Source organism: Psychromonas sp. (genome assembly GCF_983033635.1).
The window spans coordinates 1-13,726 of record NZ_CEZLMY010000007.1 but is presented as its reverse complement, the minus strand read 5'-3'; the positions used below and the strand labels follow the sequence as shown (position 1 = coordinate 13,726).

At 39.7% G+C, this 13,726-nt stretch carries 8 protein-coding genes; 5 read left to right on the top strand and 3 right to left on the bottom strand.

Going from position 1 to position 13,726, the window contains the following annotated elements; genetic code table 11:
• Nucleotides 1-124: 124 nt before the first annotated feature.
• Complete coding sequence (locus AC4GME_RS01780) at nucleotides 125-2,242, top strand: MltF family protein (RefSeq protein ID WP_490377524.1); 2,118 nt, start codon at nucleotides 125-127, stop codon at nucleotides 2,240-2,242.
• Nucleotides 2,243-2,275: 33 nt separating this feature from the next.
• Here the strand turns inward: AC4GME_RS01780 and AC4GME_RS01775 are convergent, their stop codons facing one another.
• Together AC4GME_RS01775 and rnd are read right to left on the bottom strand one after the other, a co-directional pair.
• Nucleotides 2,276-3,625 carry an AmpG family muropeptide MFS transporter gene (locus AC4GME_RS01775; protein WP_490377523.1) on the bottom strand — a complete coding sequence of 450 codons (1,350 nt, stop codon included), beginning with the start codon at nucleotides 3,623-3,625 and terminating at the stop codon, nucleotides 2,276-2,278.
• A gap of 96 nt (nucleotides 3,626-3,721) precedes the next feature.
• Nucleotides 3,722-4,831 carry a ribonuclease D gene (rnd, locus tag AC4GME_RS01770; RefSeq protein ID WP_490377522.1) on the bottom strand — a complete coding sequence of 370 codons (1,110 nt, stop codon included), beginning with the start codon at nucleotides 4,829-4,831 and terminating at the stop codon, nucleotides 3,722-3,724.
• 328 nt (nucleotides 4,832-5,159) lie between these two features.
• On the opposite strand from rnd, the gene leuC reads away from it, so the two are divergent.
• The 4 genes from leuC to AC4GME_RS01750 all read left to right on the top strand — a co-directional run bounded on the left by leuC (nucleotide 5,160) and on the right by AC4GME_RS01750 (nucleotide 9,556).
• Nucleotides 5,160-6,557 carry a 3-isopropylmalate dehydratase large subunit gene (leuC, locus tag AC4GME_RS01765; RefSeq protein ID WP_490378938.1) on the top strand — a complete coding sequence of 466 codons (1,398 nt, stop codon included), beginning with the start codon at nucleotides 5,160-5,162 and terminating at the stop codon, nucleotides 6,555-6,557.
• Nucleotides 6,558-6,567: 10 nt separating this feature from the next.
• On the top strand, nucleotides 6,568-7,182 hold the full coding sequence (gene leuD / locus AC4GME_RS01760; protein ID WP_490378937.1) for a 3-isopropylmalate dehydratase small subunit: 615 nt from the start codon (nucleotides 6,568-6,570) through the stop codon (nucleotides 7,180-7,182).
• Nucleotides 7,183-7,347: 165 nt separating this feature from the next.
• On the top strand, nucleotides 7,348-8,874 hold the full coding sequence (locus AC4GME_RS01755; RefSeq protein ID WP_490378317.1) for a hydroxymethylglutaryl-CoA lyase-like TIM-barrel protein: 1,527 nt from the start codon (nucleotides 7,348-7,350) through the stop codon (nucleotides 8,872-8,874).
• A gap of 244 nt (nucleotides 8,875-9,118) precedes the next feature.
• The gene (locus AC4GME_RS01750) at nucleotides 9,119-9,556 is read left to right on the top strand and encodes a DUF3010 family protein (protein ID WP_490378318.1); all 438 of its coding nucleotides are present in this window, start codon (nucleotides 9,119-9,121) and stop codon (nucleotides 9,554-9,556) included.
• 127 nt (nucleotides 9,557-9,683) lie between these two features.
• On the opposite strand, the gene AC4GME_RS01745 is transcribed toward AC4GME_RS01750, so the two are convergent.
• Nucleotides 9,684-13,070: an MGH1-like glycoside hydrolase domain-containing protein gene (locus tag AC4GME_RS01745; RefSeq protein ID WP_490378936.1), complete on the bottom strand. Its 3,387-nt coding sequence runs from the start codon at nucleotides 13,068-13,070 to the stop codon at nucleotides 9,684-9,686.
• Between the last annotated feature and the right edge of the window lie 656 nt (nucleotides 13,071-13,726).

Below are 13,726 nucleotides of genomic sequence, written 5' to 3'. Positions count from 1 at the left end.
GCTTAGAATTCCATCATTTATCGTTATGCTGATTCTTGTATCTTGAGGTGGTTTGAATATAATTATCCTTAAGTACGTTACTTGACATATGAAAAACCTATTGGCCACTATTATTGGGAGTAAAATGTCCAATTGTGTTGTAAATAGCAGAGTTCAAGTTTGCTTGTCGGCAATAGTAATATTGCTGCTTTCTGTTTTTTTTCAATTGCTTTATGCCGCTGAATCTAGCACAGGCATCACAAACGATCCTGCTGATGCCGTTCTTCCCCCCTCCTCTAAATCCATAGATAACAAATCTCTTCGTGTATTAACTTGGGCTGGGGCCGATACATATTTGCCTAGAGCTGGGCATCCTCAAGATTTAGAGGTTCAATATTTACAGCGCTTTGCCTTGGAAAAGGGCATTCTTTTTGAAAAAGTGAGCGTGCAAAAATTTTCCGACCTGATTCCTAAATTATTAGCAGGCGAAGGCGATGTCATAGCGGCCAATTTAACCGCTACGCCAACACGAAAAAAGTCAGTTAGTTTTAGTGATCCTTTTATTCAAACATATGAATATTTGTTAATGGGTAAGGGGAGTAAAGGACTTAAAAATGGTGACGCATTAAACGGACGAGAGCTTGTATTACAAAAGGGAAAAAGTTATCAAGTGACAGCGCTTGGTCTGCAAAAAATTCACCCTAAATTAAAGCTTCGATATATAGCGAATAATATTAGTAATGAGCTGATTTACGACCGATTAGCCAGTGGTGAATATGATTTAATTATTCAAGATAAAAATTTGATCCAAGTCGCATTAGGTTATCGAGACGATCTTAAAATAAGTCTGCAGGCAAGTAGCAAACGCGATATAGCATGGGCGGTCGCGCCACAAAATAAAACATTACTAAAACAACTCAATCTGTTTTTAAAGCAGCAAACGCTTACTGTAAATAACAATAAATTGCAGAAAAATCAGTGGCAACGTATTCAAAAAGATAAAACAATTCGTTTTGTATTGCGCAATAATTTATCTTCCTATTATATTTGGCGTGGAGAGTTATTGGGTTTCCATTATGAGCTGGCCAAACGTTTTGCTGAAGAGCATAAATTACGCTATGAAATTTTTGTAGCACCGAATAATGTTGAATTATTAGATTATCTCATTGAAGACAAAGCAGATATTGCCTTAGGTTTCTTAACACCGACCAAACAACGTAGTGAAAAAGGGATAAGTTTCTCTCGCCCATATCATTATGCCTCTGAGCTTGTTATTGCCCATACTGATATTGCTGAAATTAGCAATCAAGCACAACTAAGTAATAGAAGCCTGCATATCCGTCCTTCAAGTGCTTATTGGCAAACTGCAAAGTTGTTACAAACTAAGGTTGAAGATTTAAAGATTATTGCTGCATCTGAAAATCAAGAAACTGAATCAATTATTGCCGATGTCGCACAAAAAAAATATGAGCTAACCATTGCGGATAATCATATTGTCGATATTGAGATGACATTTCGCGATAATATTCATTCCTTAATGGCACTCGGTGAGCCCAAGTCACAAAGCTGGGCGGTAAAATCAGGCAATGTTCAATTACTTGAACAAGTTGATGGGTTTATAAAAAAACATTACAAAGGGCTATTTTATAATGTAATTTACAATAAATATTTCAAGAATCAAAAGCGTTTAGATAAGCATTATAAGGGCTATGAAAGAGAAAAAAGTTCAGGTGTTTTGTCGCCCTATGATGCGATTGTAAGAAAATATGCGGAAAAGTATGATTTTGATTGGCGTTTATTAATTGCACAAATGCATCAAGAAAGTCGTTTTAACGCTAAAGCTAGATCTATGGCTGGTGCGCAAGGCTTATTTCAAGTAATGCCTCGCACCGCACGTGAGTTAGGCATAGAAGATATGTATATTCCCGAGCAGGGTATTAAAGCCGGTATACGTTATATGGATTGGGTACGTGAGCGTATGCTTATTAACAACGTGCAAGGTGAACAGCTAATCTGGTTCACACTTGCGTCATATAATGCAGGGGCTGGTCATGTGAGGGACGCCATTCAATTAGCAAAGAAAAAAGGCTGGCACCATGATATCTGGTTTGATAATGTTGAAAAAGCGATGTTATTACTTGCCCAGCCAGAATATGCAGCAAAAGCGCGTTACGGCTATGTACGAGGCCAAGAGCCGGTGACTTATATTCGCGCTATTAAACGGCGATTTGATACTTATCAAAACATTTTGAGTAACGAGTGAGTTGTTGTAATTGTTTGCAGCAATTTTTGCTTATTATTTCTCGATAACCTTTTTTAGCAATACAATTAACCCCAAAACGGGTACACCAATTAATGCCGAGCCAATAAAGAAATTAATATAACCAAAGCTTTCAACATATACTCCAGAAAAACCGGCAAGAAATTTAGGGAATAATAGCATCAAGGAACTAAACAGGGCGTACTGCGTTGCTGAAAACTCGATATTGGTGAGCTTAGAGATATAAGTAATAAATGCCGTGGTGGCAATCCCCGCACTGATATTATCCATCGAAATAATCACTGTTAATAAAGCGAGATCTTTACCCACAAAAGCCAGAACGGCAAAGATAAGGTTGGTAATCACTACTAAAAATGCGCCTAAAAATAAAATTGAGTAGGTGCTATAACGGCTTAATAAAACACCACCAAGTCCCGCACCAAGCAGGGTCATAATCACACCAAATACTTTGGAGATAGCCGCTACTTCTCCTAATGTATAACCCATATCCAGATAAAATGGATTTGCCATAACTCCCATCACAATATCGGATATACGATAAGTACCAATAAGTAATAAGATCAGCACCGCAGGTTTACCATAACGCTTGAAAAAGTCTGCAAAAGGTTCAACAATCGCGATATCTAACCATGCTAAAAAGCGCGCGGCAGATTGCGGCAGATGCTGATGTCGGAGTTTTGTTTCAATCTGAGCGTTATGGTCTTTTTGCTTATATTGATAATCGGGTTCATGACAAATAAAAGTGGTAATAATACCGACGCCCATAAAGCCAGCCATTACAAAGTAGGAAATAGACCAGGCAGATAACTGATAAGCATCACTGTCGCTAGCCCAAGCTGTAATGACCAGCGAGCCAGCTCCCGCCACCATCATAGCTATGCGGTAGCCTGTCATATAAGCAGCCGCCATCGCCGCTTGAAACTTCTCTGGAGCTGATTCAATACGAAAAGCATCGATAACAATATCTTGGGTGGCGGAGCTATAGGCAACAATTAATGCAAAGATAACAAACAAGGTTAAGTTTTGTTGCGGATCGCTATTTGCCATACCAATCAGGGCTAACACAATGGCAACTTGCGATAGCAGTAACCAAGCACGCCTGCGGCCTAGCCAGTTAGTTAATAGCGGTATTGAGAAGCGATCAACTAAAGGCGCCCAGACCCACTTCCATCCATAAGCGAGCGGAATCCAACTGAAATAACCTATATTTTCAAGGCTCACACCTGCTCCTCGGAGCCATAACCCGAGTGTAGTAAATATTAACAGCAGGGGCAGTCCTGAAGAAAAACCGAGAAAGAATAAAATGGCGACGCGTTTTTGCAGATAGATTTTGCAGCTTTGTAACCATGATTCTAATTTAGACATAACAACAATGCTTTTAAATAAAAAGGATAGGAAATCGCCTGGTTTGTTAGATAATTATTGAGATCTGCTAACAAACCTCAACAATTATTATAGCGATTAGTGCTCGAATTGATGCCCGATCAGCTCAAATCGCCAACCTGTTAATAATTTAGGTTTGTCAGCCCTTTCTTTTTGTAAATCATCGAGTTTCCATAACCAGCTTAAATATTCATTAATAATACGCTTAGAAGCAATTAACTCGATAGGCAATTCATGTTTTTCAGCACACAGTTTAATTTTTTCACGCATCGATTTAAGCGTTTTTTTGTAAGCAGGAAAATCAACTAAGCGCGAAACAAAAGGGGGATAACTGCTTTCATCTTGTTTTTCTACTTCACTCATAATATTTAAAATGGCTTGTCCATGGATTCTTATTTCATTAGGTAATAAATTCAAACGACGCAGATCTTCAAGAGAACTCGGACGATAATGTGCTAATAACCACAGATGGTCAGCTTTAACGACAAAGTTAAGTGCTAGATTTCGCTCTTGTGCTGTTTGTAAACGCCATTTAGCCAGCGCTTTAATAACTGCTAGCCCATGCCGGTCTAATTTAAATAAATTATTTAGCGATTTATAGGCGTTATCCGGATCTTGTTTTTTCATCTTAAGATCCAGAATAGTCTGGCACTCCTGTTCAAAAAACAGGCTCATTTTTTTCTCTTCAAGTTGTTGCTGAAGTTTTTCTAAACAAGGCTGCAGGTGTAACACATCAGCTGCCGCATAGTTTATCTGTTTTGCCGTTAACGGACGTGCGCACCAGTCTGTACGAGATTCACCTTTATCAACTATTACGTCTTGCAGGGTTTCTACCATCTTAGCGTAACCAAGTGAGGCACCTAAATTTAAAAAGGCGCAAGCGACTTGTGTATCAAACAGTTTCAAGTTGAGATCACCCTTATGCTGACGAATGATCTCTAAATCTTCACTGCTGGCATGTAAAATACAGTCCTTGTTATCAAGTGCTAACCAAAATTCAGAAAGGTCGCTGACAGCAATCGGATCGATTAAAGTGATTTTTTCATTTTGCGAAATTTGCAATAAACCAAGATTAGCAACGAAAGTACGGGTACGTACAAATTCAGTATCGAGCGAGATAGGACTATCATCGAGTGTTGTTATAAAGTCATGCAATTGCGCTTGTGTAGTTATTATTTCAAATTGCATAGATACTCCCAAAAATAAAATTTATAGTTCTATCTTACGTAATTTATTAAAAATCATCCATTTATATTAGATTAATTTATTACTGCAAGGTTTGTGATAACACTGATATATATGACTTCAAATGCATATTATTTGTTGTTTTTTGCATAAACAGTCTCTAATAAAGGTGATTTTTTAGCTCCTATCTTGTGAGTTCGGGATCAATCTATTAGAATGATTTTTTCGGAAAACCCAAAACAACCTGTCTCTGATAATGATTCTTATTTGGTTTCTATCAAAGGACGATAGATTGTAATAGCAAAAAGCATATAGCGTGGTAAGGAAAACAATGACTAAAACAATGTATGAAAAAATCTGGGATGCGAACTTGGTTCACGAACCAGAATCAGGCTCTCCGCTTCTGTTTGTTGACAGACATCTAATGCATGAAGTAACAAGCCCTCAAGCTTTTGAAGGTCTTCGTCTACAAAACCGTAAAGTGCGTAACGTACACAGTATTCTAGCGACTATCGATCACTGTGTACCAACAAAAGATCGTTACAATATTGTTGATCCTATTGCTAAAAAACAAGTTGAAACAATGACAGCCAACTGTGCTGAAAATGAAATCAACCTGTACGGCATGGACAGTAATCAAAACGGTGTTATTCATATCGTTGTACCTGAACATGGCTTTATTCACCCTGGTATGGTTGTTTGTTGTGGTGACAGCCATACAGCTACACACGGTGCATTCGGTGCTCTTGCATTTGGTATCGGCACCTCTGAAGTTGAACATATAATGGCAACACAAACATTACAACAGAAGAAAGCTAAAACCATGCTGGTGAAAGTTGAAGGTCAACTTTCAAAATATGCCACAGCGAAAGATATTGCATTGGCTATTATTGCTGAAACAGGTACTGCTGGTGGTACGGGTTATGTGATGGAGTTTGCCGGTAATACGATTACTGATCTTTCTATGGAAGCTCGTATGACGCTGTGTAATATGGCAATTGAAGCGGGCGCACGTGCGGGATTAGTGGCTCCTGACCAAATTACTTTTGATTATCTTGAAGGTCGTGAATTTGCTCCTAAAGGTGATGATTGGGCGACAGCCGTTGAATATTGGAAAACAATGGTATCAGATGAAGGTGCTGAGTTTGACTCAGTAATCACACTTAAAGCTGAAGATATTGCACCGCAAGTTTCTTGGGGTACATCTCCAGAGCAAGTTGTTGCGGTAGACGCTGTTGTTCCAGCTCCATCTGATTTTGATGATGTAGTTAAATCTCAAGCTTGTGTAAATGCGCTTAAATATATGGACGTTAAAGCAGGTCAGAAAATTACGGATATCAATATTGATATCGTATTTGTTGGCTCTTGTACTAACGGTCGTATTGAAGATTTCCGCGCAGCAGCTGAGCTTATTAAAGGCAAAACAGTTGCTCAAGGTGTGCAGGCGATTGCTGTACCAGGCTCTTTCCCTGTAAAAGAGCAGGCTGAAGCGGAAGGTTTAGATAAAATCTTTATCGCTGCGGGTTGGGAATGGCGTGATCCTGGTTGTTCAATGTGTTTAGCAATGAACGGTGATGAATTAAAAGACGGTCAACGTAGTGCTTCTACATCAAACCGTAATTTCGAAGGTCGTCAAGGTAAAGGTGGTCGTACTCACCTTGTATCACCAGCGATGGCAGCGGCAGCTTCAATTGAAGGCCACTTTGTAGATATTCGAGATTGGAAATAGGGGCGGGATAATGGAAGCTTATAAAAAACATACTAGCATTGCGGCATTAATGGATCGCAGTAACGTAGATACAGACCAAATCATTCCTAAAAACTTTATGAAAAAAGTGGAACGTACCGGTTTTGGTATTCACCTGTTTCATAACTGGCGTTTTCTTGCTGATAATGTAACACCAAACCCTGATTTTGAACTGAACAAACCAGCATTCAAAGGCGCTAAAATATTAGTTGCCGGCGAAAACTTCGGTTGTGGTTCTTCACGTGAACATGCTCCATGGGCAATCGCGGATTACGGTTTTAACACAATTATTTCAACAAGTTTTGCTGATATCTTCTTCAGTAACTGTTTCAAAAACAGTATCTTGCCTATTAAAGTAAGCAAAGATGAACTTGCGGCATTAATGGCTGAAATCGCTGCTAATGAAGGTGTTGAGTTTACTGTAGATCTTGAAGCACAAAAAGTGACTACACCTGGCGGCATTGAAATCAACTTTGAAGTTGATGCATTCCGTAAGGAGTCTTTACTTGATGGTCTTGATGATATCGCGTGGACGTTAAAACACGAAGATAAAATCACTGCGTTTGAAGAGAAACAAAAACAAGCTCTTCCATGGTTATGGAAATAATCATCACGTTCAAATTTTGAATGTGTAATGATTGCTAGTTTGTAATAAAAGGCGCACCTGTTGCGCCTTTTTATTTATACTCAAACGAAAACTTATCGGATTGATTCTGAATCGCCAGAATTAACCCAATAAGCTTTTAAACCCGTTTATAGATGGAGTAAGGCAATGACGCAACAAAATGTCACTGTGCAGTTAATGGATACAACATTACGCGATGGCGAGCAAACCCAGGCGGTTTCTTTCTCTCCTGCTGAAAAAGTCAGTATTGCGAAAGCACTGTTACAAAAATTAAAAGTTGATCGTATTGAAGTGGCATCTGCACGAGTTTCTGAAGGTGAAAAAGATGCGGTTACAAAACTTAATAGTTGGGCAACTGCCGAGGGTTTAGTTGAGCGAATTGAAGTATTGGGATTTGTTGATCATACCTTAAGTGTGGATTGGATAACTGATACAGGTGGTAAAGTATTAAATCTGCTCACCAAAGGTAGCTTAAAACATTGTCGTGAGCAGTTAGGTAAAACACTTGATCAGCATCTGGTCGATGTAAAACAAACCATTGAATATGCACAGCAGCAAGGTTTAATCGTTAATATCTACCTTGAAGACTGGTCTAACGGTTACAAAGACAGCCCTGAATATATTTATGAAATGCTAACAAAACTGCAGGATAGTGGAATCGAACATTTTATGCTGCCCGATACTTTAGGTGTGATGTCACCTGATGAAGTCTTTGCTAGCTTAACAGATATGATTGGGCGTTTCCCAAGTCTGCAGTTTGATTTCCACCCTCATAATGATTACGGCCTGGCAACCGCCAATGCGATGTATGCGGTCAAAGCAGGGGTATCTTCAATTCATTGTACGATGAACTGTTTAGGCGAACGTGCCGGCAATGCATCATTAACTGAAGTTGCGGTGGTTTTACAAGATAAGCTTGGAAAAACTGTTAATATCGATGAAAGTGAAATTCATAACTTAAGCCAGCTTGTTGAAAACTTTTCAGGTAAACGGGTAGCTGATAATACTCCAATTGTGGGTGCGGATGTGTTCACGCAAACCAGTGGAATTCATGCTGATGGCGATAAAAAAGGCGGCCTGTATATCTCTGCATTAACACCGGAGCGTTTTGCTCGTTCCCGTAGTTATGCACTGGGTAAAATGAGCGGCAAAGCTTCACTTGCGAAAAACCTAGAAGCGATGGATATCGAACTTGATGATGATCAGCAGAAAAAACTGCTGCAGCGTATTGTCCGATTAGGCGATCAAAAAGCCAGCATCAGTGCCGACGATCTACCTTTTATTATTGCCGATCTGTTAGAGCGTAACGATTACAACTATGTTGAGCTTTTAAACTGCTCAATTAACTCTGGTTTAGATCTTCAATCGACGGTCAGTATTCGCGTACGAGTTAATGATAAAATTTATAAAACCAGCGGCAGCGGTAACGGTGGTTTTGATGCCTTTATCGGTGCAATGAAAAAAGTATTAGATGAAGAGCATTTCCGATTTCCTGAGTTACTTGATTATCAACTGCGTATTCCTCCAGGTGGACAAACCAGTGCATTAACGGAGTGTTCTATAACCTGGTTAGATGATGGCAATCAATTCAGCACACGTGGCGTTAATGCCAACCAGGTATTAGCAGGTATTGCAGCAACGATCCGTATGATTAATCTTCAAATGCACAAATAAGAAAATTTTATAATTAAGTTTGCAGAGTAATTTCCTGAAAAGCCTTAATCATTTGATTAGGGCTTTTTTGTAAATGCTTTAGCGAAACAGGGCATCCGCGCTTTGATTGTTAGTGTTTCTTGATACCTCTCCTTACTATGTGCAGCTTAAAGTACAATATTTAATAGGTATTGCAATTAATAGTCTGTGTTAACTGCTTATTAGCTGCTATATAATGAGCGCTGTTTAAACTAAGGGGATTTTTATGAGAGTTTGTGGTGTAGAGTTAACAGGTAATGAAGCGATTATAAGTATAATGCAGTTAAAGAATGGTTTATATGATGTCCCTAAAGTACGAGTGACAAAATTCAGTTTAGTTGATGCAATCAATACCGATCCACTTAAAAAGTTTCAATTTGATTTTGCACAGTTAATGAAAGATTATAAAGTTGATGCGCTTGTTATTAGACAGCGTGCTTTAAAAGGTAAATACGCAGGTAATCCGCTAAGTTTTAAAATTGAAGGTGCACTGCAATTAATGGCCGATGTAAACGTCTTTGTTGTATCTTCAGCATATATAAAAGAAGGGCTGGCACAAGCGCAGGTAACACCGGATGTGCGTGATTTGGGATTAAAACAGTTCCAGGAGCAAGCAATGTTGACCGCATTCGGTTATCTGGAGCAGCAGGCTTCATTAAAATAAGTAAATCTGATTGTTTTATAAAGGCTTGCCAAGTTATCTTGGCAAGCCTTTTTTATTGCGTAAGCAAAAAAAAGCCCTGTGAATTCACTGGGCTTTGTAGATATTACTGAGCTATTTCTAATGCAGATTATTCAGCTAAAGGAGTCGCAGGTTGAATGCGAAAAGTTGCAACATCAAACTTGTTTACTGCACCTTCTGTACCGCCACTACCAATAAAGGTGGTGTTGCTAGATAGGTAGCTCATATTGTAGAAGTCAGTAACTTCTAATGAATAACTGCCAGCAGCAAGGTTAGCAGCAAGTGGTGTTGAGTAAACCAGTGGTTTTTTACCATCTTTAACAGCGGCATGTGGCATCTGAATTACACCTTCAGCAACAACATCGCCTGCACCATTTTTAACTTGTAACCATTTCACCCCATTGCTAATACCAAGGTTGATAGCATTAAAGTTATTATGGTACTGCAGTTGAATATCGTAATCGCCATCTGTTGTGATTGCGATATCACTGACTGTTAAAGTATCGTTTAAACTGCCCCAATTGTTTAGATAAGCTGTATTAATCTGCTCATCGGCAGGTGTTGCACTGATGTTAGAAGTAACACGTGCATCAGATACTGAGATCTCTTGTGTTGTCCCAAAACATACTGGCGCGCTGTGGTGCGAGTAATTTTTTGTCTCAAAATAGACGGCTTCTACAGCATAACAAGTACCTTGACCATTTTCGGGTGTAACAGTGTCTCCTACACTAACCGTGTCGACCGCAACAATACCTTTGGCAATATCAGTATCTACTAACAGACCATTACGATACAGGTTGTAGCTAATATTACCGCTTTGAGCATTATTAAACTCAACAGCAAGATATGCACCATCAGCAAATACACGCTTGATTAACGGCTCTTTGGGGGCAAATACTTTAGGATCATTGGTACTGAGTGGATCTGCTGTCACTTTAGTAATATCAGTACTGCCTGCAACGATATCACCTAAAGTGACTACTAGGTTATTAGTCTCAGCAAGATCAGCCCAAGCGATAGACTGAGTGGCTGCATTGCCATTTACAGTAACGCCTTGTACAGCATAATAACCTGCATCTTCAGATGCTTCCGGTAACAGTATTTCCAGATTAATAACCTTGCCTTGCAGTGTTAACCCTTGTAATTTAAGGCTTGCACTGTCAGCAAATTTATCTTTGCGTAAGTTGCTGGTAATAAATGGTTTCAGGTTAATACCTTGATCATCAGTGCTAACACCAAACACATCATCGATTACCATACCTACGTAAGCCCCAACAGACCAAAGCTGACGTTTAGAGTTAATTACAGGACCAGATAAAGATGGATTATCAAAATCTAACAGGTTAGGTTTAAGTGATAACCACTCAAGGTTCTCCATATTAGAAAGGTTAAGTGCAGCAGCTCGGAACAATGTCTGGTAAGCGGCATCTGCTACGGCAGTGTTGCCAGTTTGCGCTGCAGCTTTTAGACCATAAGCGGTAACAAATGGCCAGATAGCACGGTTATGATAGATAGCAACATCTGGTTGTTGCGGGAAGATTACCGGTGCGCCCATTTCGCTGTGCGGGTAACTTGCTAATACTTTATTAGCGCGTGTTGTATCCGCGATACCGGTAATAATAGTGAGTGATTGACCTAACCAGTCAAACTTATGCAGCGGAGCTAAATCTTGATGTCCAGCTGTAAGGCTGCTGTACATGCCAGCATCTTCTAACCAGAAACGCTTGTTGATTGCAGTTTTAAGTGCATCAGCCCAGCCTTGATATTTAGCGGCAACTGCAGGTGCGCCTTGCTCTGTTGCTAATTTAGCTGTTAACGTTAATGCCTGGTAATGTGCCGCATTAGTAGAAAGTGCTTTTGCACTACCCATGCTGGCGATATCATCAACGATCCAGCTTGCATAAGTTTGGTCTCGCCAATCAAGGAATGACTGCTCACCATTGTATAAGCCGTCAACGCTATCATAAGCTGCTTTACGGTCATTTTCGACAGTATTAATCAATGCCTTATAAGCTTTTAGTGCAAATGCATCACGTGTTTCACCTGTTAGATTTTGTAGTGCTTTTTCAGCACCAAATGCCCAAGTTACGCGGTCGGTACTGATTGGCCAGCTACCGCCTGAACCAGTATCTTGTACGATTTGCAGACCACTATCGTCACCAGCTGCCTGCGTTGGTTTGCTTACACCATCACGATAACCAGAAAGTTTAAACTCTAATGATGTTTTAACACGTTCAGGATCAAGCAGTGCGAGTCCTAAGTTTGCTGCATAAGATAGATCTCGAGTCCATACATAGTGCCATTTAGCACCTGTTTCGAAACAGTTACAATCAATAGCTTGACCGCCATTGTAACCGCCATCTTTAATTTCAGAAACGCTGTTTTGCTCGGTTTCATTAACTGCTAATGAAAACAAAGCATCAAAGGCAAGGTTGCCGGTACGGATTGTTGGTTGTCCCGCTTTCTCTTGATAGATGATATAACCATCTCCAGGATCTCGCAGATCCTGAGTTGTTGACTGTGCATAGCTGCGATATTGAGCCGTTACATCATCTGCAGAAAAGGTAGCCGCTTCTTCTTTGTCGTCATAAGTGGCGAATGTCAGTTTTTGTATATTCTCACGGCCTTCATGCGGATTCACTTCCACTCCTTCACTGCCATCTGTTGCAACGATATGCAGCACAGGTGCAGCGGCATCCGATGCATCAACCGTAAATTTATAGTAACCCGTTTCGGTAACAAAGAAGCTGGCATTAGCGCCGCCACTTATCATCTTGTAGTCATTATCTAACTTGGCAGTTACAGCATCTTCACCTAATACCCATTCGCTTGACCAGTCATCTGCTGCTAGTTTAAATTCATGGTTACCAGGTGCAACTTTCATGATCACTTGGTAAATGTTATCCCCAAGGTATTTCAGTTGGTTATCTGTACTCCAGCCGTTGAACCCACCGCGAATATAAAGATCGTAATCTAAAGGTGCAACATCTTGCGTATAGGTAAATGTTGGCTGAAGCAGGTCATCACCAACTTCTAGTTTAAAATCATACAAACCAGCTTCTGTAATTAAAAGCGCCATATTGGCAGCGCCGTCGCCTGTTTGCAGGGTATACACTGTACCAGGCTCTACTTGTGTAAGATTTTCTATATCGACAGTGAAACTCGTATCTACAGCCCATGCATCATCGGCTACTTTGAACTCTGGAATACCAGCAAGAAATTCTACATTATCAAGGTAATAAGCATTATCTTTGAAAATTAATTTGTAGGTATCTTCTGCACCCCAACCACTGAATCCGCCTTTAAGGTAAAGATCTACTGCATAAGGTGCAGTTGGCTCTGGAGTGATACAAGCTGTTTGTGTTTCATCTAAAACTTGCGGCAGTTCGCAGGTTAATGTTGTGTTGTCGTCGCTTGAACAACCCGTCAGTACAGCCCCTGTTGCCAGTAAAATAGCTGTAGCAAGGCGTTTTTTTGTAAACCCTAAATTTGTCATCGTTATATAACATCCTTTATTTGCATTATTCTAGTAATTTTATTGTAAAAAATGGCTGATTTACCTTGTCATACATTTAGGCAATTTATTACTAGAGGAAAATGAGATTTTCAGGCTTGAATAAAGGAAGAATTAAATGGCAGTTTAGCTCTCCCTGACGTAACGTAAATAGTGACGAGACTTTACAATACCGCCCTGATTACCTCATGGAAAACGCAATATAGTGAAATTAAAGTGATAATAATATTACTTATTGATTTTATTGTGTTTTTTTCGAGTTGTTACGCTTGGTTACTATTGATTACTCTTCGTTACTTTTTGTTACCTTTGTTAAAGGTGACAGACTGTTACTCCGTCCGGCGGAGTTCAAACAAAAAGCCATAGAGTTTTATCATGCTTGAAAAGGGAATCGAATTCCGTTTTTTTGATTATCTTGCTGATATTTGAAAACAGCTCGCACTGCTATTGCCTTCAATTTGAAAGGGAGTAACCATTCATAAACCGACATGGCTAGAACTGCAATAGCTGCGAGCCTTTTATACCCAAACTACTTCAAGATGCAAATTCAGAGCTTCGCCCGGATGCTAGAACAAGACGCAACATGATGACCTTTCGAGCGATTAACTTCGTTAATCCTCTATCGGTAGATGTAAATG